Source organism: Micromonospora sp. NPDC049139 (assembly GCF_055586845.1).
Window position 1 is genome coordinate 437,086 of sequence record NZ_JBVJHK010000001.1, and the last position, 23,081, is coordinate 460,166.

Here is a 23,081-nt window from a genome sequence, read left to right on the forward strand (position 1 = left end):
ACCGCGGGGAGGCGGTCAACCGATCCGGTCCGGCGAACAACCGCAGGGAGAGATACGTCGCGTCGCCCGCGATACGGTACCGTCCGGTTACTACTACGACTTGTCGTGACCGCCGTGGGGGTGTCCGTCCTCCTCCGGTGGGCTGACGGGAGGTGCCGGATGGCCGACGACGACGCGGAGATCACCGCGTGGGCGCTGGCCGCCGGCCGGGGTGACCGGGACGCCGCCGCCCGGTTCGTCCGGGCGACGCAGCAGCAGGTCCGGCGCTTCCTCGCCGTGCTGGTCTCCCCCACGGAGGCGGACGACCTCGCGCAGGAGACCTTCCTGCGGGCGGTGCGGTCGTTGCGGTCGTTCGCCGGGCGGTCGTCGGCGCGGACGTGGCTGCTCGCGATCGCCCGCCGGGTCGCCGTCGACCACATCCGGAGCGCCACGTCCCGTCCGCGGACCGTGCCGCTGACCGACGGGCATGACACCGCTGACGCGTCGCGGAGCGCGTTCGATCGGCAGGTGGTGCTGGAGCAGCTGATCACGGCGCTGCCGGCGGACCGGCGTGAGGCGTTCGTCGCCACCCAGGTGCTCGGCCTGTCCTACGCCGAGGCGGCGGAGGTCTGCGGTTGCCCCGTCGGCACGATCCGCTCCCGGGTGGCCCGGGCCCGGGAGGACCTCGTGGCCGCCATGGACGGCGGCGGCCGGTCGACGGCCGCGCGGCCGGGCGGGAACGCGGCCGGCTGAGCGGGCCGCACCCCGGTTGAGCAGGGCCGCGGCGGCGGCCGGCGAAAAAACGTCGGGAACCGACGGCCGCATCGGAACGACTACCCGTGCATGGGGTGTGAGCAGTGGCGTGAGGTGCTGTCGGCGCAGCTGGACGGGGAGGAGTCCCCGGCCGAGCGGACGGCGGCCGAGGCGCACCTGGCCGGGTGCGGCGGCTGCCGGACGTGGTACGACCAGGCCGCGGCGGTGACCCGGCGGGCGCGGCTGTCGATCATGGCCGCCGGTGACGACCTCACGGACGTCGTCCTCGACGCACTGCCCGAGGTGCCGCCGCACCGGCGGCGGGGGCGGGCCGTGCTCAGCCTGCGGGGGCGGGCCGTGGTCAGCCTGCGGGCGGTGCTGGGGCTGATCGGGGCGCTGCAGCTGGTCTTGGGCCTGGCGCAGATCGGGCGGGGCGTCGCCGGCCCACACGTGCATCCGGCAGCCGACGGGCTGGCGGCGGGGCATCTGTGGCACGAGTCGGCGGCCTGGAACGTCGCGGTCGGCGCCGGGTTCCTCTTCGTCGCGGCCCGGCGCACTCCCCCGACGGGGCTGGTGCCGATGTTGAGCGCGTTCGTCGGCATGCTGGTGCTGCTGTCGGTCAACGACCTGGCGACGGGGCGGGTGGACACCACCCGGCTGGTCAGCCACGGTTTCCTGCTCGTGGGCTACGTGCTCGTCGTCGCGCTGTCCCGCCCCGGGCTGCGCCCCGACGGCCCGGTGCGGCGCAACCGCACCGACGAGCCTCGCTGGCACCTGCCCGCCGAGGAGCAGCCCGAGTCGCCGGGGCTACGGCTGCTGCCGCCGTACCCCGGTTCCGCCCGCGTCCCCGACCGCCGGGCGGCCTGATCAATTTCGGACAGGATCGGCTCCCGGTCGGAACTTTTCCGACTACCGAGCCGACCAACCGAACGTCGCGTCATCGTTCGAAGGGACCTGCCCGGATGCTCCACACCATGCTCGCCGGCTCGCGTCGCCGCCCGGCCGCACTCCTCGCCTGCGTCGCCCTCCTGCTCGGCGGAACGGTCGGCTGCGGCTCGTCCGACGGCTCGTCGGCCGGCGCGCCCAGCCCGTCACCGTCGGCCACGGCGAGCGCGGCGGGTGTGCTCGGCGTCCGCGACCCGTGGGTCAAGGCAGCCGACACGGGAATGACCGCGGCGTTCGGCAGCCTGGTCAACGACGGCGACACCGACGTCACGATCACCGGCGCCGCCAGCGACGTGTCGGCGATGGAACTGCACGAGATGGCCATGCGGGACGGCCAGATGGTCATGCGGGCCAAGCAGGGCGGCATCGTGGTCAAGGCCAGGAGCACGCACGTGCTGGAGCCCGGCGGCGACCACCTGATGCTGATGGACCTCAAACGGCCGGTGCGGGCCGGCGACCAGGTGAGCTTCACGCTGACCTTCGCCGACGGCCGGACCCAGACGTTCACCGCGGTGGCCAAGCCGTTCACCGGTGCGCAGGAGAGCTACGCCCCCGGCCACGGCGAACCCGCGCCCGACACGAGCGGCAGGCCCGCGACGACCACCGGCCCGGCGTCGTGACCGGAGTGCCCACCGCCCGCCCGGTAAGCAGGCGCGGCCTGCTCGCCGGCGGCGCCCTGGCCGCCGGAGGCACCCTGGCCGGCGCCGCCGCCGGCGCCGCCACCCGTTCGGACCCGGGAGTACGGCCCGTCGAGGCACTGCCCGTGGCCGAGGTCGGTGGTGCGGTCGAGCCGTTCCACGGGCCCCGGCAGGCTGGCGTCGCCACCGAGCCGCAGGCACACGCGTCGTTCGTGGCGTTCACCCTGAGGCCCGGCACCGACCGGGCGGCGCTGGGCCGGATGTTGCGGCTGCTCACCGACGACGCGGCCCGCCTCACCCAGGGGCGTCCCGCGCTGGCCGACACCGAGCCGGAACTCGGGCTGCTGCCCGCCCGGCTGACCGTCACCTTCGGCTTCGGCCCCGGCCTCTACGCCGCCGCCGGCCTGGCGGACCGGCGGCCGGCGTCGGTGGCGGCGCTGCCCTCGTTCCGCGTCGACCGGCTCCAGCCCCGCTGGTCGGGCGGGGACCTGCTGCTGCAGATCTGCGCCGACGACCCGGTCACCGTCGCCCACGCCCAACGGGTCCTGGTCAAGGACAGCCGGCCGTTCGCCGCCGTCCGGTGGGTGCAGCAGGGCTTCCGGCGCGGCGCCGGCGTCGAACCCGGCGGGCGTACCCAGCGCAACCTCTTCGGCCAACTCGACGGCACCGCCAACCCCAGGCCGGGTGGGCCGCTGGAGACCGCGGTGTGGGTGCCCGACGGGCCGGCGTGGCTGCGCGACAGCAGCACCCTGGTCGTCCGCCGGATCAGCATGAACCTGGAGACCTGGGACCTGCTCGGCCGCGCCGACCGGGAACTCGCCGTCGGCCGCCGCCTCGACACCGGCGCCCCGTTGACCGGAGCCGCCGAACACGACGTGCCCGACTTCGCCGCCACCGGCCCCGACGGGCTCGCCGTCATCCCCGACTTCTCCCACCTGACCCGCGCCCACGTCGGCGAGGACCGGCTGAAGATCCTGCGCCGCCCGTACAACTACGACGGGGTACCCACCGCCGACGGCACCGCCGACAGCGGATTGATCTTCGCCTCCTACCAGGCCGACATCGCCCGCCAGTTCCTCCCCATCCAGCGGCGCCTCGCCGAACGGGACCTGCTCAACGAGTGGACCACCCCGATCGGCTCCGCCGTCTTCGCCGTCCCGCCCGGCTGCCCCGACGGCGGCTGGATCGGCCAACAACTGCTCGGCTGACCACCACCCACCAGGAGAAGCACCAGAGATGCCCACCCGATTCCGCCGCCCGACCGCAGCCGGTCTCGTCACCGCCGCGCTGGCCGCCGCCGCGCTACTGCTCGTGCCGGCCGCTCCCGCCGCCGCGCACAACACGCTGCAGTCCGCCAGCCCCGCCAAGGAGGCCCAGCTGGCCACGGCGCCGACCCAGGTCAGGCTGACGTTCATGCAGAAGCTCGATCCGGCCTTCACCACCATCGCACTGACCGACGCCGCCCGAACGAAGGTCGCCACCGGCGAGCCCGTCGTCACCGGAACGACGGGGACGGTGACGATCGACCGCCCGCTGGCCAACGGCACCTACACCGTCGCCTACCGGGTCGTCTCCGCCGACGGGCACCCCGTGCAGGGTTCGTACCGGTTCACCGTCGCGGACCCCTCGGCGAGCGCCAGCCCGCAGGTGACCGCGGCGAGCAGCGCCCCACCGGCCGCCGGCCCGTCCACCCCGTCGGCCGGCCCCGCCGCCTCGGCGGGCGGCTCCGGCGGGGGGCCGGGCACCGCGACGCTGGTGGTGGCCGCCGGCGTCCTGGCCGCCGTCATCGGCGGTGCCGCCATGCTGTGGCGTCGTCGCCGCGCCGGCGCCTGACGAGGCCCAGCCGACCGGAAAGGTCGACGCCTTGTCGCGGCGGCCCCGCCGGGCAGCCCGACCGGGCGACCACCGCCCTCCCCACCAGCAAGGGAAGCGACGTGCCAGACACCAAGTCCCACCCGGCCCCCGTCCCGGACGCCGGGCGCGCGGCGGCGGATGCCGGCCCCACCGCAGGGGCGACCACCCGCGGGGTAGGTCCGGCGGCCAGCGGTCGCGGCGGGTGGCTCGTGCCGGTGGCAACCGTGGCGTCGGCGGTGGCCGTGCTCCTGCTCGGCCTGCGCGCCGGCGGCGCGCTCACCGCCGCGATCCCCGGCCTGCCCGATCCCGGGCCGGTCACGGCGTGGGCGCTGCCCGTGGTTCGGCTGCTCGCCGACGGCCTCGCCACCCTGACGGTGGGGATGGTGGTGACGGCCGCGTTCCTGCTGCCCGGCGACGGTCCGAGCGTGTCCCCGCACGGCTGGCTGCTGCTGCGCCGCGCCGGCGCGGCGGCCGCGGGCTGGGCCGTGGCCGCGTCCACGCTGATCGTGCTGACGGTCTCGGACCTGCTCGGCGTCCCCGTGGACGGGCTCAGCCTCGCCACCGTGGTCACCTTCGCCTCCTCGATCTCCCAGGGCCAGGCGCTGCTGCTGCAGGCGGGGCTCGCCCTGACGGCGGCGGTGCTGGCCCGGGCGGGGGTGTCACGCGGGCTCGCCGCCGTGGTGGCGTTGGTCGCCCTGGTCGCGGTGCTGCCGCCGGCGTTCACCGGGCACGCCGCCGGGGCGGGCAACCACCAGGTCGCGGTGACCAGCCTCGCCCTGCACGTGCTGGCCGCCGCGCTGTGGGTCGGCGGGCTGGCGGCGCTGCTGATGATCCGTCGCAGCCGGCAGCTCGCCGACACCGCCGGCCGGTACAGCCGCCTCGCCCTGGGCTGCTTCGCGGCCGTCGCCGTGAGCGGGGCGGCCAACGCCGCCGTGCGCCTCGGCTCCCTGGCGGAGCTGTGGCAGTCCCGCTACGGCTGGTTGGTCCTCGGCAAGCTCGTCACGCTGGCGATCCTGGGCGTCCTCGGCGCCCTGCACCGGTCGCGGACCCTGCCGGCCCTGCACGCGGGCCGCCCCGGCGCGTTCCGTCGGCTGGCCGCCGGCGAGCTGGTCGTGTTCGCCGCCACCGTCGGGCTGTCGGTGGCGTTGTCCCGCAGCCCCGCACCGGTGTCCGGGGACCCGCTCGACGCCGATCCGATCACCGAGCTGCTCGGCTTTCCGATGCCCGCCGCGCCGACCCCGGCACTCCTGGCGGGCCAGCCGCTGCCGGACATGTTCTTCCTGACCCTCACCGTCGCCGGGGTCGGCGGCTACCTGGCCGGCGTGTGGCGGCTGCACCGGGCCGGGCACCGCTGGCCGGTCGCCCGCACCGCGAGCTGGTTGGCCGGCATGCTGCTGCTGGCCGCGATCACCGACCTGGGCGTGGCCCGCTACGCGTACGTGCTGTTCAGCGCCCACATGGTGCAGCACATGGTGCTGTCGATGCTGGTGCCGATCCTGCTCGTCGGCGGCGCCCCGGTCACCCTCGCCCTCCGCACCCTGCGCCGGCCCACGGACCCGCAGGTCCGCGGCGCCCGGGAGTGGCTGCTGATGGCGCTGCACAGCCGACCGGCGAAGCTGCTCACCCATCCCGTGGTCGCGTTGGGCATCTACGCCGGCAGCCTCTTCGGCCTGTACTTCAGCGACCTGCTGGGCACGCTGATGCGGTCCCACGTCGGCCACCTGGCCATGCTCGTCCACTACGTGGCCGCCGGGTACCTGCTGTTCTGGGTGCTCATCGGGGTCGACCCCGGCCGGCCGAGGCTCGCCCCTCCCCTGCTGGTGATCCTCCACCTGGCCGCGATGATGGCCCACGGCTTCTTCGGCCTCGTCCTGATGCAGAGCACCACCGTCATCGCCCCGGACTGGTACTCCGCCGTCCACCCCGCGTGGGCGTCCTCCATGATCGACGACCAGAGGCTGGGCGCGGGGATCGCCTGGGCCTTCGGGGAGATACCGGCCGCGTTCGTCATGATCGTGCTGGTGCGCCAGTGGATCCGCGCCGACCAGCGCGAGCAGGGCCGGCTCGACCGGGCGGCCGACCGGGCCGAGGCCACCGGCGAGGAGGACGACCTCGCCCGGTACAACGCCTTCCTCGCCGCCGCCCGGCGTGCCGACACCGGCCCGCAGGACGGCCGCGACCCCGCGCGTCCGTGACCGGGCAGGCGGCCGGTACGGTGTCGCCATCTGCCTCGTCGGGGTGGCGGTCATGATGTACGCCCCGCTCAGCGGCTGACCCCGGCGGCACCGCCACCCGCCGGGCGGGGCAGCCCGGAGGCCCGTTCCAGCCCTGGCATGGTCATCCTGCCCGCCCACGCATGTCGAGCGCGGCAGTGTCATTGCGATACCGGAATTGTCCGCCAAGCAATTCAGGCCGATGCGTCGGGCGACGCGACATGGACCCGTGCCGAAATACCGTCGGCCCGTGACCGTAATTAGCATACGTGTGTTTCAGCAGGGTGTCGGCTGAAGCGGACAACGACCACGCCGCATACGAGACGTCGGCCGCCGCGACGCCCGAGCCGTCCGCCCGCGTCCCGCAACGACCAGCGGGCTGGACACGGCGGCCGGTACGCAGGCGTCGGGAGCCCTCGCCCGGTCGCCGGCGGAGCGCCCATGTCCGAAAGATCGGTCAACCCACCACCAAAGGCCTCGCCGCTTCCGTCCGGACCGGGAAGTCAACCCATTTATGGATGCCAAAATGTAACCGTCTTTGGCCGAGGCAGGATGACATCCTGTCAGGGTCACAAACCGATTGATCGGCGTCGTATAGCAACTGTCCCGGAACGGGTGGGGAGCCGGAAGGGGTGGGGCATGAGGAGGATCCCGGCCGTGTCCTTGGTCATCGGAATCGCTTCCTCGCCGGCCGAGCGCCGGCAGCTCGCGCGACTGCTCGGCGGGACGGAGGCGTTTCTGATCGTCTCGAGCGTCGACCAGGCACGGGAGTTCCTCGACGTGGTGGAGACCCCGCCGCCGGGGGCAGCGGCCCCAGCCGTCCAGACCGTGGTCACGGCGGCCGCCGGCGGCACCACTGCGCCACCACCCGACCTCAGCGTCGATTCCGACCGACGGGTGCTGCGCTGGCGGGACCGCGAGATCGAGCTGACCCGCCTGGAGCACGATCTCCTGCTGTGCCTGGTGGGAGCGCCCGGGCAGGTCTGGACGTACGAGCGGCTGCACCTCAAGGTCTGGGGCAACGAGCACCTCGGCCGCGGCTCCGACATGCATTCGGTCGTGCGGAGGGTGCGGCGCAAGCTGGCCGGGCTGAACGCCTCGGCGACGATCCACGCCGTCCGCGGGGTCGGCTTCCGCCTCGCCCCGGCCTGACCACGATCCGCCGCCGAGCGAGCCCGGAGACGCTGCCGGGCGACACCACGCACCGCTCGCACCCTCGGAACGCGCACCGCCAGCAGCCCTCGGACGCGCAATCCTGTGCCTTCGAACGCCGCACCGCCCGCCGCCCTCGAAACTGATCCGGCCCGCCTGGTCGATGACCAGGCGGGCCGGACTGTCAGCTAGCGGTCAACTGTCAACAACGGATGGGGGACAGAGCGAAGTCCTCCACCGTCGGGGTGGTGGTGTTGATCCTCGTCTGACGGGTCTGGGGCTTCCAGCCGTCCTTGGCGACGATCATCGTCATGGGGTTGTTCCGACGGTCCATCCAGTAGGCGTACTTGCCCTCGGCGTCGGTGGCGAACGTCCAGGACATCGCCCACGAGTCGATCTGGACGACGGCACCGGCAAGCGGCGAGCTGGCACCCTGGCAGCTCGTCCCGGTGACCGTACCCATCAACTTGCCCCAGGTGGTCGGCGGCTTCACGTTCATCGTCACGGCCACCGGCTCCACCGTGTACGGCGTGTTCTCCTTGATGGCGACCGAACCGGAGTAGGTGCCCGGCTGGTCGACGTTCGCCGTCATCCCGACGGTGACCGTGACCTGCTCGCCCGGCGCCAGCGTGACCGCCGTCTTGTCGATCGTCATCCAGCTGACGTCGGCGCCGCCCTCGGCGCACTCCTCGAACCCGGGCAGCGCCTCGCTGTCGGGCGTGGCGTTGAAGCTGCCGGAGGAGCCACCGACCTTGTAGAAGCCGCACGCCGCGGCACCGCGGTACCGCGGCGTGTTGGCGTTCGGCAGGTTGGACCACGAGTCGGTGGCCGGGTCGTAGGCGAAGCCGGCGTTCGTGATGGCCCCGCCCTGCACACCGCCGACGACCAGGAGCTTGCCGCTGGCGACAGCGAACGAGCTGGCCCAACTGTCGACCGGCGCGTCGGCGATCGCGGTCCAGGTGTTGGCCCCCGGGTCGAAGGCGTAGCTGGACTTCAGCACGGCGGAGCCGTCGTTGCCACCGGTGCAGTAGACGACGCCGTCGACCCCGCCGCAGGAGGCGAAGGCCACCGACTTCGGGTAGTCGGGCAGCGTCTCCCAGCTGTCGCTGCCCGGGTCGTACCGGACCACGTCGTTCGACATCGGCGTGCAGGACGACGTGGTGCAGCCACCGATGGCGTACAGCTTGCCGCCGACGACCGCCTGCCCGGCCGCGGAGCGCGGCGCGGGGTTGTCGGCCTTCTCCGTCCAGGTGTTGGCCGCCGGGTCGTACGACCAGGTGGTGCCGTCCGGGCCGGACGCCGCCCAGCCACCGGTCGCGACGATCTTCCCGTCCACGACGCCCACCGTCATGGCGTTGCGGGCGCCGGGAAGATCCGCGATCGGCGTCCAGATCTGCGCGATCGGGTCGTAGACGAAGTTCTTCGTCGTGGACGCCGACCCGTTGGTGCCGGCGATCGAGTACACCTTGCCGTCCAGGTTCACCACCCGGTTGTCCATCACGTTCGCCGGGTAGTCGGCGATGTCGGTCCAGGGCGCGGCCTGCGGCCCGACCGCAGCCGAGGCCGCCGTCGCCGCCTTGCCCGTCGCCGCCGCGGCGAACGACGTCGGGGCGGTGAGCCGCTGCTCCGGCGCGCCGGTGGAGCCGAGCACCTGCTGCTTGCTGATCCGGGAGCCGTCGGCACGCAGAAGGGTGAACCCGCCGTCGCGCTCGCTGAACTCCACGTCGACCGGGGCCCCGCCGGTGTTGGTCACCGTGAACGGCTTGTTGACCTTGCCGGTCGGCATCTGGACCGTTCCGCTCACCGCAGCCGGCGTGACCGACAGGCGGCCGGCCGCCAGCTGGAAGTTCGCGGCGGTCGCCCAGTCCTCCTGGACGTCGACCTGCTTGCTCTGGCTGACGTAGTTGCCGGCCTTCGCGGTGAACTTGTGGTTGCCCGTCAGCGACGAGAACAGCCAGTAGAAGCCGTCGGCCAGCCCGGCGTCGTCCGGCGTCGCCACGGTGGTGGCCTTCTCCGCCGGCCGCTCGTCGCTGGTGACGGTGGCACCGTTGACGTAGCCGTTGGTGTTCTTGTCACGGACGTGGCCGAGCACCAGGCCACCGTTGGTCGGCTCGCAGACGACCTGGCTGCCGATCAGCACGTTGTCGACCTGCCACCACCACTCGTACGAGGCGTCGTAGTAGTGGAACCGGACCCGGGTCTGCGCCTGGCCGGCGGCCTGCGGGATCGGAACCTCGGTCACCCGCGGCCCGCGGACGTCGGCTGCCTGCCGGAGCACGTTCGTCCAGGTGGTGCCGCCGTCGACGCTGAGGTCGACATCGGCGCGGTCGCTGCCCAACCAGTTGTAGTCCTGGTTGAACCGGATCACCGGAGCCGCGACGTCGGTCAGGTCGACGACCGGGCTGACGAGCGACGTGTCCTGCCGCCCACCGGAGCCGTACTCGTCACTGTCGACGATCGCGAAGTTGCCGGTGCCGCCGGTCAGGTTGCGGCGGCCGCCCTCGTCGGTGAACTTCCAGACCTGACCGGTGTTCGCGTGGTCCACCACGGACCAGCCAGCCGGCACGGTGGCGCCGTCGAACGTCTCGTACTCGCCGTCGGAGCCGAACCGGTAGCCGGGCGCCGTGGTGCACGAGTTGGTCTCCACCGGCACGGCGACGTTGGCGGTGACGTTGCCGCCGCCGACCACGACCTCCTTGGTGACGGCCTGGTAGCCCGGGTACTGCGACTCGACCTTGAGGTTGTACGTGGCCGAGGCCGGGAGCTTGATGCTGTATCGGCCGTTGACGGGCGTGGTGTAGTCGGACACACCGGACGGACCCTCGACGGTCACCTTGGCGTAGAGCGGCCAGCCGTGGCCCGACCCGTCGGTGACCGAGCCGCTGACGGTGACGCTGGGCACCGCCGTCAACGCGACGTTGATCGTCGTGGTCGCGTCGCGGGTGACGGTCGCCGGCGTCGTCTTGCCCTGGTAGCCGAACGCCGTCACGGCGACCTGGTAGTCACCGACCGGGAGCAGCGACGAGTACGTCCCGTTGGCGGCGGTGGTCAGCTCGCGGTCCGCCGCGCCCGTCAGGGCCACCTTGGCGCCCGCGATCGGGTCGCCGGTGGTCGCGTCCGTGACCGTGCCGGCCAGGGTGCCGGTGTCGCCGATCGGGGCCGCGTTGAGCAGCGCGAGCGCGTCCAGCCGACCCTCGCCGTACACGTTGTTGTCGTCGGTGGTGCCACCGCACTGGGTGTCGGCCTTGTCGACCGCCGCGTTGTCCAGCAGCGCGCGGGTCGGGTTGACCTCGCCGACCAGCGCCGGTGCCGCGGACCACAACAGCGCGATCGCGCCCGCGAGGTGCGGGGCGGCCATCGAGGTGCCGTTGTAGCTGGCGTAGCTGCCGCCCGGAACGCTCGACCGGACGTTCACGCCCGGCGCCGCGATGTTGGGTTTGATCTCGCCGTTCTGGCCTACGCCACGCGACGAGAAACCGGCGATGTTGTTGTTGATGTCGTAGGCGCCGGCCGAGTAGTTGCTGACCAGGCTGCCCGGGGAGCCGCTGGTCTGGCACGCCGACCCGTTGTTGCCGTTGGACCAGACACCGAAGATGCCCGACGCGGTCCAGGCCAGCGTCACGTCCTCCATGAACGGTTCGTTGGAGGGGCTCGTGGTCCCCCACGAGTTGTTGATGATGTTCGGCCGCTTGCTGACGTCCGGGTTCTGGCCGTTGAGGTCGGTCGGCTCGAGCATCCACTGGCCGGAGTTGACCAGCGCGGCGTCGCTGGGGCAGCAGCCGTTCGCGGCGATCCACTTGACCTCGGGTGCCACGCCGATCTGGTTCGCGCCCGCGGAGCCGGCCATCGTGCCCATGGTGTGGGTCCCGTGGCCGTTGCTGTCACAGGGCGCCGCGGCGCAGGTCCCGGCGGCGTTGTACCAGTTGTAGTTGTGGTCGAACGTGCCGTCGCCGTTGTTGCCGCGGTAGGAGTTCACCAGCGCCGGGTGGTCGAACTGGACCCCGGTGTCGATGTTCGCCACCGTGATGCCGGCGCCCTTGACGCCGTACTGGGACCAGACGTCGTCGGCGTTGATGTTGGCGATGCCCCACTCGAGGGCGTTGACCGTCTTCTCGTCGGTGCCCTTGGTGACCTCGGGCACCTGGTAGGCGACCGGGGCGTACAGGCCCTCGACCTCCGCGTGGGAGGCAATGCTCTCCGCCATCGCCAGCGAGCCGCCGCTGACCTTGATCGCGTTGGTGGCCCAGAAGGTCTCGTACTTCGCGCCCGCGCCGTCGAGCTCGGCACGGATCTTGGTCTGGCTCTCGGCGGCGGTTTTCTTCAACGCCGCCACGACCGCGGCGCCGCGCTTGTCCCAGTCCTTGATCGCTGCGGCCTGGTTCAGGTCCGCCCGGTCCTTGAAGCGGATCCAGAAGTCCCCTTCGGTCTTGCCCTGGAGCTGCTTGCTGAGCTCCGGCCGGATCTTGCCGTCTGCGGAGGCTGCTCCTGCCCCGGCCAGCGCGGCCTGTGCGCCGGAACCGAATGCGGCCAGGCCTGTCGCGGCGAGGACCAAGGCCGCGCCGGCACTCACCAGGGATCTGGCTGTGCGTCTCGTGAATGGACGTCTGAACATAGGTGGCGCCTCCTCCAGAACGACCCAGAGTGGAACGAGCCATGGTGGAGGGTGCGGGGAACACGCCTCCCCAAGTGGACGAAGCGGAACGCACCCTCCATGGCCCCCAGGCAACCGCGCGGGTCACGCCGGCTGCCCGTCTGGACACTATGATCGACATGAAAGGACGATCAAGAACTTGCCGTAAGCAATCTGTCACTAACAGTTGGCCAGCCGTCGGGAAGCTTGCCAATTTTTGTCACGATCATGACGAGGCTGGGCAGAAACTTGCCCATCGTTTCGGGGTGGGTGCTGTGGGGGCACACGACGAAGGCACGGCGTCGGACGGGCGCGATCCGGCCGAGGAACAATTTCCGCTGGTGATCGCGGTGGCACCGTCGCGGGCCGAGCGGATCCGACTCGCGGAGCGCCTCGAGGGCGTCGCACCGCTGCTGCTGGTCTCCGATCTCGACGAGCTGCGCAGGCTGATCGCGGCCCCGCAGCGGCTCCCCCCGGCGTCGTCCGGGCCGGCCCCTGCCGCCGCGCCCGAGGCGGCCGACGGCATGCTGCTGATCGACTCGGCCCGGTCGACCGCTCGCTGCCGGGATCGCGAGGTCGGCCTGACGCGGCTTGAGCACGACCTGCTGATCAGCCTGACCACCGAGCCGATCCGGGTGTGGAGCTACGCCGAGTTGCACCGGACGGTCTGGCGTGACGAGGGGCTGGAGCGCAGGGCCGACGTGCAGTCGCTGGTGAAGCGGCTGCGGCGCAAGCTCGCCGGGCTCGGCACCGGCGTGACCATCGACGCGGTACGCGGCGTCGGGTTCCGGCTGACCGACCACCAGCAGCCGCGGGTCAGCGGTTCCTGATGCCTGCCTGACTTGGGCAGCCCGCATCGTGGTCCATCACCTGCAGCCCGGCGCGAGGTGGGGTAATGAGGTGCGGGTCCGACGCGTACGCCGTGTCGGCCAGGACCCGGCCGGGGCGAGTTCTCGGGCGTCCGGTCGTCGGCCGTGGGACACGGATGGCGTCCAGGACCGGGATGAACCGCGGACTGTCGCCGCGGTGTCCGGCGGTCAGCACGATGGCGAGCAGCTCAGGGTCGGCCCCGGCCCCTTCCACGACGACATTTGTCCAAGACTGATAGCCGGCAGCCCATGCATCATCCCCCGCATGAGTCAGTACGACGTTGAGCACTCGCATGGGATGCACGTGGTCCACGACGGCCCGCTGCAGGCGCCGCCGTTGCTGCTCATCCACGGATCGGGAGCCTCGGGCGCTTCCTGGAGCCCGATGATCCCGACACTCGCCGCCAACCATCACGTCATCCGGGTCGATCTCCCCGGCTGTGGCCAGTCCCCGCCCGCGCTGTCGTACGACGTGCCCGCGCAGGCGGGCAGGGTGGCGGCGCTGCTCGACGACCTCGGCCTTCGGCACGTCGCCGTGGTCGGGCACTCCAGCGGCGGCTACGTCGCCACCGCGCTTGCCGAACAGCGCCCCAGCCTGGTGCGGTCGCTCGCCCTGGTCAGCACCGGCCCGAGTCCCGAGGCGCTCCTCCCACAGCCGGCCATCCTTCGGGTCCTGCTGGGCCCGATTTTCGGCCCGGTCGTCTGGTCGAGGCGTTCGGACGCAATGATCGGCAAGGGGATCAGGGCTACAACCGCACGGCCGGTGGACATCCCGGACGACGCGATCGCCGATCTCAAGGGCATCACCTACCGCGTGTTCAGGACGGTGCTGCGCCGCAACACCGAGTACATCGCCGAGCGGAGCGTGCCCGAGCGTCTCGCCGCCCTCGAGGTCCCTGTGCTGGTGATCTTCGGCGCCGCCGATCCCCGCTGGGACCCGTCGTCGGCGCACCAGTACGACGCGGCGCCGACCGCGCGGGTCGAACTGCTGCCCGGCGTCGGGCACATCCCCATGTTCGAGGCGCCCGAGGCGACCAGCGAACTGCTGCTGGGCTTCACGGCGACACCAACCCCGCCCGTGATCCCTCAGGCATAGGCTGGTCACGTGCTGTCGACCGGGACACAACCCGACTGGGCGTCGCTGGAGGTTGCAGTGCCGCGCCTGTCAGGTCGACTGCCGGGGATCAGCATGGCCGGGTTCCGCCAACGTGTCCCCACACCCGTGGACATCGCCATGGTGGCACACCCATCCGTAACCCTGCTCGTCGATCTGAGCGAGGGAGAAGGCCTCGTCTACGACACCCCTGGCCGGCACGAGCGCGGTAGCGTCGTCATCGGGCTTCTCCCCGGCGATCTTCGGGCAACTGGCCGGGGGGTCGGCGAGTGCCTCCAGATCCGGCTGGAGCCGTCCGTGGCGGCAGCGGTGCTCGGCACATCGACCGAGTTCAGCGGGACAGTCGTGTCCCTCGACGATGTCTGGGGCCACGACGCCGTGCGAGCCGAGCGCAGGCTGCGCGCCGCCGCCTCGTGGGACGAACGGTTCACGATCGCGGTGGAAATCCTCGGCCGACGGCTCGGCGCCCGCCCACCGATCGATCCGGAAGTCGCCTACACCTGGCGGCGGACGCTCACCAGCCGGGGGCGAGTGCGGGTCGATGGCCTGGCGGACGAGGTCGGCTGGAGCCGCAAGCGCCTGTGGTCCCGCTTCCGGTCCCAACTCGGCATCACACCCAAGCGCGCCGCCCAACTGGTTCGGTTCGACCACGCCGCCCACCTTCTCGCGGCGGGCCACTCCCCCGCCAGCGTTGCCATCGAGAGCGGCTACGTCGACCAGTCCCACCTTCACCGTGAGGTCAGGGCGTTTGCCGGGCTTACGCCCACGGCCGTGGCCGCCGCGCCGTGGCTCGCGATTGACGACGTTGCGTGGCCGGCTTCATCGCCAACCTCGAGCCCGATGACGGATGGCGAACGCATCCCCGAGCATCGTTGAACAACCTGCCCACCACGATCTGGCTTCCCCACGACGCGCGGATTGAGAAACACGCCGTGTCAGGGCAGTTTCCGTCCACGGCCGCTGCAACAGCGACCGCACAGCGCACTTCCATCGGCAGTTCAGGATGCCCCCTCGACTCAGGCCACCTACCGACCGCGACCGCTCTTGATCAGTCAGCACGCGGACGGCGGCAGATCCGGATGCGGGGTGTCGAAGCGAGTCGGGCGGTACGGGTTCGAGTTCCGGCACGATGGGCTGGTGAGTGATCTGGTCGACGGCGTACTGGCTGGCCCATCCGATCACGGCGGCGTGGACGTAGAGGGAGGAGGACGCAATGCAGGCGATCCAGAAGGTCCGCCATCGACAGGCTGACGTCAACGGTCTGGAGGTGTTTTTTCGCGAGGCCGGGCGTCCCGGCCGGTCGACGGTACTGCTGCTGCACGGGTTTCCGAGCTCGTCGCACACATTTCGGGAGGTCATGCCGACGCTGGCCGACGTCGCGTACGTGATCGCGCCTGATCTTCCCGGCTTCGGCATGTCCTCGTCGCCAACCCTCGACAAGTACGACTACACCTTCGAGAACCTCTCACGGACGATCGAGAACCTACTCGACCAGCTTGGGGTCGAGCGCTTCTTCGTCTACCTGCACGACTTCGGCGCAGCGGTGGGATACCACCTGGCCACTCGCGCCCCGAATCGCATCCGCGGCCTTGTTGTCCAGAGTGGCAACGCGCACGAGGACGGCCTCGGCGAGCAGTGGGACAGCGCCAAGGCGTACTGGGCCGACCCGACCGACGCCAGGCGCGCCGAACTGCCGGACTGGTTGAACTTCGCCGGCACCCGTGACCAGTACCTCGCCGGGCTGCCCGAGTACCTGCGCACGCTGCACTCTCCCGAGTCGTGGCACCTCGACTGGGAGCGCATGAGCCGCCCCGGCAACCTCGACGCGCAGTTCGCGCTGTTCAGTGACTACGCCAGCCACGTCGCGCGTTTCGGTGAGATCGCCGAGTACCACCGGGCTCACCAGCCGCCGGCGCTCGTGCTGTGGGGACGGCGCGACCCGTACTTCGACGTTGACGAGGTCCTCGCCTACCACCGCGCCCTCGATCGCATGGATGCGCACATCTACGACGGCGGGCACTTCTTGTTGGAGACGCACGCGGCCGAGTGCGCCAAGCTCATGCGGGCGTTCGTGCTCGACCACGCTTGAGCTTGCTTTGGCAGGGGCAGGGGCCAGGACGCGCTCTCCCTGTCGGTCGGCGCGCGTGACGAGAGCGGCGTTCCGCTGATCGGTTCGTCGATCCCCATCTGAGCCACGGCCCGGTCCCGCGCGGGCCGCCGGACCGCCAGCCACTCGCTGCGGAGGTCGCCGAAGCCAGCCTCGGCCCCAACAACCAGACCCAGGTCGGAGAGATCGACTGCGTACGCCAGCCAGCAGTAGCTCCCATGCCAGGATCGAACGCGCTGTCATCGGCACGAGCGGGTGGCGCCGCCCGCCTGGCGACCGTACGTAGCGCCCACTCGGCGGCTACGGACGAGGATGCCCGACCGCTCCAGCCGAGCGCTGATCTCGCAGGCGACACCTCGCACGATGCCCGGCGCATACGGAACACTGGCGGGCATGGCTGACTTGGGCGATGCGAAGGCTGCGCTACACCACTACCTGCAGGCGGCTCGCGAAGACCTGATCTGGAAGCTCGACGGGCTGAGCGAACGCGAGGCCAGACTGCCCCGCACCGCGACCGGCAACAACCTGCTGGGAGTCGTCAAGCATTGCCTCAATGTCGAAGCCGGCTACTTCGGGCCTACCTTCGGGCGCGAATTCCCGACGCCTGAGGAACTGGTCCCCATGCAGGCGTTCGAGGAGGACCCGCAGGCAGACTGGTACGCGCGGGAGGAGGAGACGAAGGATGGGCTGATCGATCTGTATCGCCGTGTCGGGGTGTTCGCGGATCAGACGATCGAACAGCTACCGCTCGACGCGCCGGGGCGGGTGTCGTGGTGGCGGCCAGGTGGACAGGACGTGACGCTTCAAAAAATCATCGTCCACGTAACCTGCGACCTCGCTCGTCACGCCGGTCACGCCGACATCATGCGCGAGCAGCACGACACGGCGATCGGCCTGCGGCGGGAGAACACCAACATCCCTCACGACTATGACTGGCCGGCGTACGTCACCAGGCTGACGAAGCTGGCTGACCGCTTCGGATAGCCGCCCGGTCCCGTCGGTGCAGTCGGTGACTTCAGCATCCGCTCTTCGGCGGGTGAGGACGCCACGGCTGGCCAGCGCGACAAGGAGCGGACCACCAACCCATCCGCCACGGCGGCTCAGCGGAGCCGACAAGCTGGCGGCGAAACTCCAGAGGTGCGGACGCAGCAGCCGCGTCACGGTCTGTTCCGCCGCGGGCTCGGCGTCCCTCATTGGTGGTGGGGCAGACCGCTCCCCCACCGGGGCAAGGTCCGAGGCGTTCATCGTTCTCCCGTCTTCATCGATCTCTCCTCACGACCAGGCCGGCGGTCGCGCCGATGGCCGTACCCCGGGTCGGCCAGCCGGTTGTGTCGATCGCCCGGGCCATGTGGGCCATGGCGGCGGTGACGTGGAACAGAAACCGGCCGGCCGAGGCGATCACCCGGTGAGGCCCCCGCGGAGGAACTCGGTGATCTCCGCTCGTGCGGCCTTGGCCTGGGGTACCACGCCCGGCATGCTGAGGAACGCGTGCGTGGCTCCGGGGTACTCGGTGAGCCGTGCGGCGGTCCCGGCCGCCCGCAGTCGTTCGGCGTAACGGCGGCCGTGATCGGCCACCGGATCCAGGGTCGGCACCACGACGAGCGCGGGGGCCAGCCCGCTCAGGTCGTCGGCATACAGCGGCGACAACGCGCGAGGATCCGTTCCCGGCGGCACGGCGAGCCGCTGGAACAGCCGCATCTGCGGCATGGTGAGGGTCGGGCTGTTGGCGTGTTCGTGCATCGAAGCGTGCTCGAACCCCGCCGCGGTGAGGTCAACGGCCGGGTTGACCAGCACCTGTGCCCGCAGGAGCGGGCCGGACTTCTTGGCCCGTATCGCGGCCAGGGCGGTGACCATCGAGCCGGTGCTCTCGCCGAAGACGGCGATCCGGGCCGGGTCGATGCCCCACTGCGCGGCGTGCTGTACCACGTGCAGAAGCACGTCCCAGCCGTCGTCGACGGCCGCCTGCAGCGGAGTCTGAGGATCGAGGAGCCGATGCTCGACCGACACGACGAGCCCGGGTAGCCGCGCGGCGAGGTGGCTGTTCACCCAGTCGCTCTGCACCGCCGTGCCCACGAATCCGCCTCCGTGAACATGGAGCACGAGTGGCAGGCCGGCCCGGGCGGCGCCTTCGCCCTCGCGCCCGGGCGACGGCCGGTACGTCCGGACGCGGAGCCTGCGTCCGGGAAGTGCGACCTCCTGCCACTGGATCGTGACGCCGCGGTCCGGGAACCCGGTGATCAGCCGCGCCAGGCGGGACGACCGCTTACGGTTCACCGCCTCCCGCAGCACCACCAGTTCCTCGGCCGTCATCGCCGACCAGTCCGGCTCCTTGCCCAGGGCCTGCATCAGCCGGATGCCCAGCGGCGCCCGCTCCGCGGTGACCTCGCTCATGGTTCTCCTCGACACTTTGTGGTTTCGATACCGAGAGTATCGATACCTAAGGTAGCGTAATCGGCTACCGTGTCAACATGACCCCTGGGACCACATCCGCCAGGCCGCCCGGCCGTCCGCGCACCGGCGTCAACGCCGCCGTCTTCACCGCGACGCTGAGCACCGTCCACGAGCTGGGCTACGCGCGCGCCACCGTCGACCGCATCGCCGCCACGGCCGGCGTCGCGAAGACGACGATCTACCGTCGCTGGCCGTCCAAGGGCGCGCTGGTCGTGGACTGCCTCCTCGACGCGTTCGGCCCGGTGCCGGTGGCGAGCGGCAGTCGAGCTCAGCTCGTTTCCTCGGCCATCCATTGGATCGCGGCGAAGATCGGCGAGCCCGGGGTGGGCGACGCGTTCGCCGGCGTGTTCAGTGACGCCGTCAGCGATCCGACCCTGCGCGAGATCCTGTCCGCGCGGCTGCAGGAGCCGTACCGGCTCGCGCTCCAGGAAGCCCTCGGCGAGCCGGAGAACCGGGTCCTGCTCCTCATCGACGTCGTCGTCGGGACCCTGCTCCACCGGATGGGCATGACCGGCGAGCCGATGACCGACGCTGACGTCGCGGCACTGGTCGAGATGGTCCTGCCGCACTTTGCCGACGACGGCGGTCGGCCCAGACCTGCCGTCGACTGACGGCGGCACCGGAAAGGAGACGCCGGCCGCCGACCGCGCCTGTGGACCGAGCAGGCGTAGGCCGCGCTCGACCGGCTGACAGGCGACGAGGCCGCGAGGCGCTGTCGCTCACTCGTCCACCTCTCACGTGGGGGCACGAACGGGGCATTCACGGATTCGGAACACGGGGTGACGAGGCGCGATCCGGCGGGACTCCGGCAAGGGGGCTGCCGGCCCCAGCCCCAGGTGCGCCCGTGCGCCAGGCGCGGCGGCGAGGTAGCGGCGCAGGATCTCGGCGCGACGCTCGGACGCGATCTCCTCGATCAGGATCGGGGTCTCGCGACCCCGACGGCGGAGCGCGGCCCTACCGCCCGCCGCCTGGACGTTCCGCACCCAGTTCGCATCCGGCCCGAGCATCGACACGAGGTATTCGGCACGGCGGTAGGCCGTGACGCGACCGGAAGCGAGGTGACGTTGCCGCTGTGATGCCCCAGCACCTTCAGCACGGCAGCGTGGCGCGGCGACAACCACCGAGCCCTCGTACACCAGGACATCGAGCTGGTTCATCAGCCGCATGAGCCCGTTCGGCCGTCCTCCCCGATACATCGCGCGCTTGACTGACGCGACCGCGCGTACGACAGCTCGCCCGAGGCTCCGCGCCCGCACGGCGCGTTCGGTCGCGACTGCTTGTTCACTTGCCCTATGACCGGTGTCTGGCGAGGCTCGGTCCAGGCGCCCGGGCTGTCGCTCTCTCATCGGCTGCCCACGCTGGTCGTGTGGTGTTTGGCCTGCGCGGTCCCGGGCGTCGCCTAGCGGTCCGGGCTGTCGGCGGCGGCCATGACGCGCAGCGCGTTGGGGTCCAGGCCGATCCGGATCGGGGTCTCGCCGTACGGCTCCCCGTCCACCTCCACGGGCGCCGGCCGGTCGGTCTCCAGCCAGAGTTCGCGTACGGCGAGGAACGGCTCGTCGACGAGGGTGCGGCGATGGCCGGTGGCCGCGTTACGCGCCGTGTCCCGCAGCAGTCCGCGGCGGGTCGGGCCACCCACCGGGTACGCGACCAACAGCCGGTCGTCGGCGTCCGCGTCCGCGGTGATGGGCCGCCCCGCGTGGAAGCCGCCGTTCGCGACGTACAGCTGGTGGGTGAGGAACTCGTGCCGCCGTCCCTCGGCGCGTACGGCGGCGCGCAACGGCCGGTGCCGGGTCAGCAGCGCCAGGGCGGTCATCGGGTACGCGATCCGGCCGATGACCCGCTTGAGCCGGGGCGGTGTCCTGAGCATCACGTCGGCGGAGAGGCCGATGCCGATGTGGTTGGTGAACCGCATGTTGCCCACGAGTCCGAGGTCGACGTCGATCACCTTGCCGTCGGTGAGGACCGCGACCGCCGCGTCGAGGTCGAGCGGGATGCCCACCGTACGCGCGAAGTTGTTGGTGGTGCCCAGCGGCAGCAGGCCGAGCGCGATGTCGCGGTGGGCGAGCAGGCGCGCGGCGGTGCCGATCGTGCCGTCGCCACCGCCGGCGACCAGGAGGTCCGGCCCGAGGTCGGCGGCGGCGGCGAGGCTCTGCTCGAGTTCGGCGGGCCGGTCGACCGGATAGGTGCCCAGCAGGGTGAAGCCGGCCGCGACCAGCCGCGACCGGGTCTCCTCGTAGAGCTGGCGGCCCCGGCGGGAGTGGGCGTTGACGACCAGCACCGCCCGCCGCTCCCGCCGGATGGCCGCGCTCAGCTCCTGCTTCGTCCGCATAGGGCCCGACCCTAGCGCCGGACGGCCGGCGGACGGCGCACGCCCGCCGGGTGTTCGGGTCGGCGGTGCCGTTCGCCACCCGGTTGATGGTGCGCGCCGCCCACAGCGATTCGGGCCGGTGATCAGCGAGACGGGCGCAGGGTGACTGGTGGGCCGAACCGGACCGGCACGCCGGGGGAATACAGCACGCTGGCCGGCGGTCCGGTCGGCGCCGGCAGCCCGGCGGCGGTGACCAGCTCGTCGTCCAGGTGCAGCAGTTCGGCCCGGTGCAGCGGCCAGCGGGGATGCCAGTTCGGCAGGTGCCGCGTGCGACCGTACGCCCGGGTGTGCAGCCCCCACCGGGCGGTGACGAAATGCTCCAGCGGGGTCGGCTCGGCGATCGCCCCACCCACCCGGACCACCATCCGGCTCGCCGCACAGGGCGGGCCGGGCCAGCGACGCCGGCACCGGTAGGTGCGGCGGTCGCCGTCCCGGTCCAGCCGCATCGCCGACCACATGTACGGCAGCCGCAGGGTCGCCCGGGCGACCAGCACCGGGACCAGCCGGGACGCGTCGAGCGAGCGGAACACCACGGCCCGCCGGCCGGCGCCGTCGACCGAGTAGAGCCGGACGTTGGTCTCCCAGAAGCTGCCGAGGTACGGCACCCCCGGCCCACGGCCGAGGCCCAGCCCCACCATGCGGAAGCCGACCAGGCCCACATAGCTGAGCCCGTCGAGGGTGTCCGGGCGGGTGCCGGCCGGCAGCAGCGGCGCGACGAGCTCCGGAGCGACCGCCCAGTGCAGGAAGGCGAGGTCCTCCCAGCGCTGCCGCAGGATCGCTCGCGGGAACGCCTGCTCGGGCGCGCAGTCGACCGGCTCGATGTACACGTGCCCATCCTGCCCGGCGGCACCGGGTGACGCTCCCCTCCCGGGCGTGATCTCGACATTTCCGGGAAGACGGGCGCGGCAGGGCGCTGCCCCGGGCGCCCGGGTGCGAGGCGAGCGGACATGACCCGTGCGCGGGCAGCGGGCTTATCGCCGCCTGGGACCGATCCGGAAGTGGAGCGAGGTAGATGGCAGGAAGAACCACCTTTGGCGTCCGATCGCTGACGGACAGCCTCGGCATCGAACGGGCGAGCCAGGGCCGCAGGTCCGAAAGGCTGGCGCGGCTCCTCGGCTGGGCCAGTGTCGGCCTCGGAGCAGCGGCGCTCGGCGCCCGGCCGCAGGTCAGCCGGATGTGCGGCATCGACGATTCGCGCACCGCCCGGACGGTGCTGCGGATCGCCGGCGTGCGGGAGTTCGGGCACGCCGCCGCGCTGCTGATTCCGCGCCGGGCGGGGTGGGGAGCGTGGACGCGGGTCGCCGGCGACATCATGGACCTCGCCGCCAGCGGCCGGGCGCTGCGGAACCGCCACGACGAGCGGCGACGGCGGCTGCGCTACACGACCTGGGCGCTCGCCGGCATCACCGCTGTCGACCTCTACACCGCGGTACGGGTCACCCGGGGCCGACGGATGACGGGCGACAACCAGGTGGAGGCGTCGATCACGGTCAACCGCAGCGTCGAGGACACCTACCGGTTCTGGCACGACTTCGAGAACCTGCCACGGTTCATGTACCACCTGAAGTCGGTGCGGATAGCCGGCAACCGGCGTTCCCGCTGGACGGCGAAGGCCCCGGCCGGCGGCAGCGTCGAGTGGGAGGCGGAGGTCGTCGACGACCGCCCCGGCGAGCTGATCAGGTGGCGCTCCGTGGCGGGGGCACAGGTGCCCAACTCCGGGTGTGTGCGGTTCAGGCCGACGGCGGGCGGACGCGGCACGGAGGTCCATGTCGAGCTGACGTACTCGGTGCCGGGCCGGCGGTTCGGCGCGATGGTGGCCAAGATGTTCGGCGAAAGCCCGCAGCAGCAGACCTGCGACGACCTGCGGCGGTTCAAGCAGGTCATCGAGACCGGCGAGATCACGAAGTCCGACGGCAGCCCGCAGGGCAGCAGCGTCCAGCAACAGGTGAAACAGCGCCCCGCCCAGCCGCTGCCGACCCGCTGACCGGTCGAGAGAAGGCAGGAAGCA

19 protein-coding genes and 1 pseudogene are annotated in these 23,081 nt (G+C 71.8%); 14 read left to right on the forward strand and 6 right to left on the reverse strand.

The genetic code is table 11. The annotated features are described in order from the left end of the window. Nucleotides 1-159: 159 nt before the first annotated feature. From ACZ6Q9_RS01970 to ACZ6Q9_RS02000, 7 genes are all read left to right on the forward strand, one after another. Nucleotides 160-732, forward strand: a complete 573-nt coding sequence (locus tag ACZ6Q9_RS01970) for a sigma-70 family RNA polymerase sigma factor (RefSeq protein ID WP_393264309.1) — start codon at nucleotides 160-162, stop codon at nucleotides 730-732. Nucleotides 733-822: 90 nt separating this feature from the next. After that, nucleotides 823-1,599, forward strand: coding sequence for a zf-HC2 domain-containing protein (locus tag ACZ6Q9_RS01975; RefSeq protein WP_393453962.1), 777 nt, complete (start codon nucleotides 823-825; stop codon nucleotides 1,597-1,599). A 95-nt stretch (nucleotides 1,600-1,694) separates the two neighbouring features. Next, on the forward strand, nucleotides 1,695-2,297 hold the full coding sequence (locus ACZ6Q9_RS01980; RefSeq protein WP_396826798.1) for a copper chaperone PCu(A)C: 603 nt from the start codon (nucleotides 1,695-1,697) through the stop codon (nucleotides 2,295-2,297). Beyond that, the gene (locus tag ACZ6Q9_RS01985) at nucleotides 2,294-3,523 is read left to right on the forward strand and encodes a Dyp-type peroxidase (RefSeq protein ID WP_396826796.1); all 1,230 of its coding nucleotides are present in this window, start codon (nucleotides 2,294-2,296) and stop codon (nucleotides 3,521-3,523) included. The genes ACZ6Q9_RS01980 and ACZ6Q9_RS01985 overlap by 4 nt, the downstream gene beginning before the upstream one ends. A 28-nt stretch (nucleotides 3,524-3,551) precedes the next feature. After that, nucleotides 3,552-4,148 carry a copper resistance CopC family protein gene (locus ACZ6Q9_RS01990; protein WP_393453953.1) on the forward strand — a complete coding sequence of 199 codons (597 nt, stop codon included), beginning with the start codon at nucleotides 3,552-3,554 and terminating at the stop codon, nucleotides 4,146-4,148. A 236-nt stretch (nucleotides 4,149-4,384) separates the two neighbouring features. Next, the gene (locus ACZ6Q9_RS01995; RefSeq protein WP_396826794.1) at nucleotides 4,385-6,364 is read left to right on the forward strand and encodes a bifunctional copper resistance protein CopD/cytochrome c oxidase assembly protein; all 1,980 of its coding nucleotides are present in this window, start codon (nucleotides 4,385-4,387) and stop codon (nucleotides 6,362-6,364) included. A gap of 657 nt (nucleotides 6,365-7,021) precedes the next feature. After that, nucleotides 7,022-7,534, forward strand: a complete 513-nt coding sequence (locus ACZ6Q9_RS02000) for a winged helix-turn-helix domain-containing protein (RefSeq protein ID WP_393453947.1) — start codon at nucleotides 7,022-7,024, stop codon at nucleotides 7,532-7,534. Nucleotides 7,535-7,736: 202 nt separating this feature from the next. Here ACZ6Q9_RS02000 and ACZ6Q9_RS02005 read toward each other — a convergent pair whose 3' ends face one another. Beyond that, a complete protein-coding gene (locus ACZ6Q9_RS02005) occupies nucleotides 7,737-12,104 on the reverse strand; it encodes a S8 family serine peptidase (RefSeq protein WP_393453944.1) in 4,368 nt (1,455 codons plus the stop codon). A 191-nt stretch (nucleotides 12,105-12,295) separates the two neighbouring features. Here ACZ6Q9_RS02005 and ACZ6Q9_RS02010 point away from each other — a divergent pair, with 191 nt between their 5' ends. Beyond that, nucleotides 12,296-12,994 carry a winged helix-turn-helix domain-containing protein gene (locus tag ACZ6Q9_RS02010; RefSeq protein WP_396826792.1) on the forward strand — a complete coding sequence of 233 codons (699 nt, stop codon included), beginning with the start codon at nucleotides 12,296-12,298 and terminating at the stop codon, nucleotides 12,992-12,994. Nucleotides 12,995-13,073: 79 nt separating this feature from the next. Here the strand turns inward: ACZ6Q9_RS02010 and ACZ6Q9_RS02015 are convergent. Beyond that, nucleotides 13,074-13,217, reverse strand: a pseudogene (locus ACZ6Q9_RS02015) (IS5 family transposase); the annotation flags it as partial. Between ACZ6Q9_RS02015 and ACZ6Q9_RS02020 the strand changes: the two are divergent. The 4 genes from ACZ6Q9_RS02020 to ACZ6Q9_RS02035 all read left to right on the forward strand — a co-directional run bounded on the left by ACZ6Q9_RS02020 (nucleotide 13,191) and on the right by ACZ6Q9_RS02035 (nucleotide 17,238). Next, nucleotides 13,191-14,129 carry an alpha/beta fold hydrolase gene (locus ACZ6Q9_RS02020; RefSeq protein WP_396826790.1) on the forward strand — a complete coding sequence of 313 codons (939 nt, stop codon included), beginning with the start codon at nucleotides 13,191-13,193 and terminating at the stop codon, nucleotides 14,127-14,129. The pseudogene ACZ6Q9_RS02015 and the gene ACZ6Q9_RS02020 overlap by 27 nt on opposite strands. A 9-nt stretch (nucleotides 14,130-14,138) precedes the next feature. Further along, nucleotides 14,139-15,023: a helix-turn-helix domain-containing protein gene (locus ACZ6Q9_RS02025; protein ID WP_396826789.1), complete on the forward strand. Its 885-nt coding sequence runs from the start codon at nucleotides 14,139-14,141 to the stop codon at nucleotides 15,021-15,023. 337 nt (nucleotides 15,024-15,360) lie between these two features. Next, a complete protein-coding gene (locus ACZ6Q9_RS02030) occupies nucleotides 15,361-16,236 on the forward strand; it encodes an alpha/beta fold hydrolase (protein WP_393264336.1) in 876 nt (291 codons plus the stop codon). A 411-nt stretch (nucleotides 16,237-16,647) separates the two neighbouring features. Then, nucleotides 16,648-17,238, forward strand: coding sequence for a DinB family protein (locus ACZ6Q9_RS02035; RefSeq protein WP_393453931.1), 591 nt, complete (start codon nucleotides 16,648-16,650; stop codon nucleotides 17,236-17,238). Nucleotides 17,239-17,652: 414 nt separating this feature from the next. On the opposite strand, the gene ACZ6Q9_RS02040 is transcribed toward ACZ6Q9_RS02035, so the two are convergent. Continuing rightward, complete coding sequence (locus ACZ6Q9_RS02040) at nucleotides 17,653-18,645, reverse strand: alpha/beta hydrolase (protein ID WP_393264339.1); 993 nt, start codon at nucleotides 18,643-18,645, stop codon at nucleotides 17,653-17,655. 77 nt (nucleotides 18,646-18,722) lie between these two features. On the opposite strand from ACZ6Q9_RS02040, the gene ACZ6Q9_RS02045 reads away from it, so the two are divergent. Further along, complete coding sequence (locus ACZ6Q9_RS02045; protein WP_393264342.1) at nucleotides 18,723-19,316, forward strand: TetR/AcrR family transcriptional regulator; 594 nt, start codon at nucleotides 18,723-18,725, stop codon at nucleotides 19,314-19,316. A 123-nt stretch (nucleotides 19,317-19,439) separates the two neighbouring features. Here ACZ6Q9_RS02045 and ACZ6Q9_RS02050 read toward each other — a convergent pair whose 3' ends face one another. From ACZ6Q9_RS02050 to ACZ6Q9_RS02060, 3 genes are all read right to left on the reverse strand, one after another. Next, complete coding sequence (locus tag ACZ6Q9_RS02050; RefSeq protein WP_393453922.1) at nucleotides 19,440-19,862, reverse strand: nitroreductase family deazaflavin-dependent oxidoreductase; 423 nt, start codon at nucleotides 19,860-19,862, stop codon at nucleotides 19,440-19,442. Nucleotides 19,863-20,104: 242 nt separating this feature from the next. Then, nucleotides 20,105-21,034 carry a diacylglycerol/lipid kinase family protein gene (locus tag ACZ6Q9_RS02055; protein ID WP_393453919.1) on the reverse strand — a complete coding sequence of 310 codons (930 nt, stop codon included), beginning with the start codon at nucleotides 21,032-21,034 and terminating at the stop codon, nucleotides 20,105-20,107. 122 nt (nucleotides 21,035-21,156) lie between these two features. Then, nucleotides 21,157-21,900, reverse strand: a complete 744-nt coding sequence (locus ACZ6Q9_RS02060; protein WP_393453916.1) for a YqjF family protein — start codon at nucleotides 21,898-21,900, stop codon at nucleotides 21,157-21,159. Nucleotides 21,901-22,085: 185 nt separating this feature from the next. Here ACZ6Q9_RS02060 and ACZ6Q9_RS02065 point away from each other — a divergent pair, with 185 nt between their 5' ends. Beyond that, on the forward strand, nucleotides 22,086-23,057 hold the full coding sequence (locus tag ACZ6Q9_RS02065) for an SRPBCC family protein (RefSeq protein WP_393453913.1): 972 nt from the start codon (nucleotides 22,086-22,088) through the stop codon (nucleotides 23,055-23,057). The last annotated feature ends 24 nt before the right edge of the window (nucleotides 23,058-23,081 follow it).

Bases quoted from the DNA above. Each gene is read 5' to 3' on its own strand.
- ACZ6Q9_RS02000 (WP_393453947.1), top strand. From the start codon at position 7,022: ATGAGGAGGATCCCGGCCGTGTCCTTGGTCATCGGAATCGCTTCCTCG.
- ACZ6Q9_RS02010 (WP_396826792.1), top strand. From the start codon at position 12,296: ATGATCGACATGAAAGGACGATCAAGAACTTGCCGTAAGCAATCTGTC.
- ACZ6Q9_RS02035 (WP_393453931.1), top strand. From the start codon at position 16,648: ATGGCTGACTTGGGCGATGCGAAGGCTGCGCTACACCACTACCTGCAG.
- ACZ6Q9_RS01990 (WP_393453953.1), top strand. From the start codon at position 3,552: ATGCCCACCCGATTCCGCCGCCCGACCGCAGCCGGTCTCGTCACCGCC.
- ACZ6Q9_RS02045 (WP_393264342.1), top strand. From the start codon at position 18,723: ATGACCCCTGGGACCACATCCGCCAGGCCGCCCGGCCGTCCGCGCACC.
- ACZ6Q9_RS02030 (WP_393264336.1), top strand. From the start codon at position 15,361: ATGCAGGCGATCCAGAAGGTCCGCCATCGACAGGCTGACGTCAACGGT.
- ACZ6Q9_RS02040 (WP_393264339.1), bottom strand. From the start codon at position 18,645: ATGAGCGAGGTCACCGCGGAGCGGGCGCCGCTGGGCATCCGGCTGATG.
- ACZ6Q9_RS02050 (WP_393453922.1), bottom strand. From the start codon at position 19,862: ATGAACCAGCTCGATGTCCTGGTGTACGAGGGCTCGGTGGTTGTCGCC.
- ACZ6Q9_RS01970 (WP_393264309.1), top strand. From the start codon at position 160: ATGGCCGACGACGACGCGGAGATCACCGCGTGGGCGCTGGCCGCCGGC.
- ACZ6Q9_RS02055 (WP_393453919.1), bottom strand. From the start codon at position 21,034: ATGCGGACGAAGCAGGAGCTGAGCGCGGCCATCCGGCGGGAGCGGCGG.
- ACZ6Q9_RS01975 (WP_393453962.1), top strand. From the start codon at position 823: ATGGGGTGTGAGCAGTGGCGTGAGGTGCTGTCGGCGCAGCTGGACGGG.
- ACZ6Q9_RS02065 (WP_393453913.1), top strand. From the start codon at position 22,086: ATGGCAGGAAGAACCACCTTTGGCGTCCGATCGCTGACGGACAGCCTC.
- ACZ6Q9_RS01980 (WP_396826798.1), top strand. From the start codon at position 1,695: ATGCTCCACACCATGCTCGCCGGCTCGCGTCGCCGCCCGGCCGCACTC.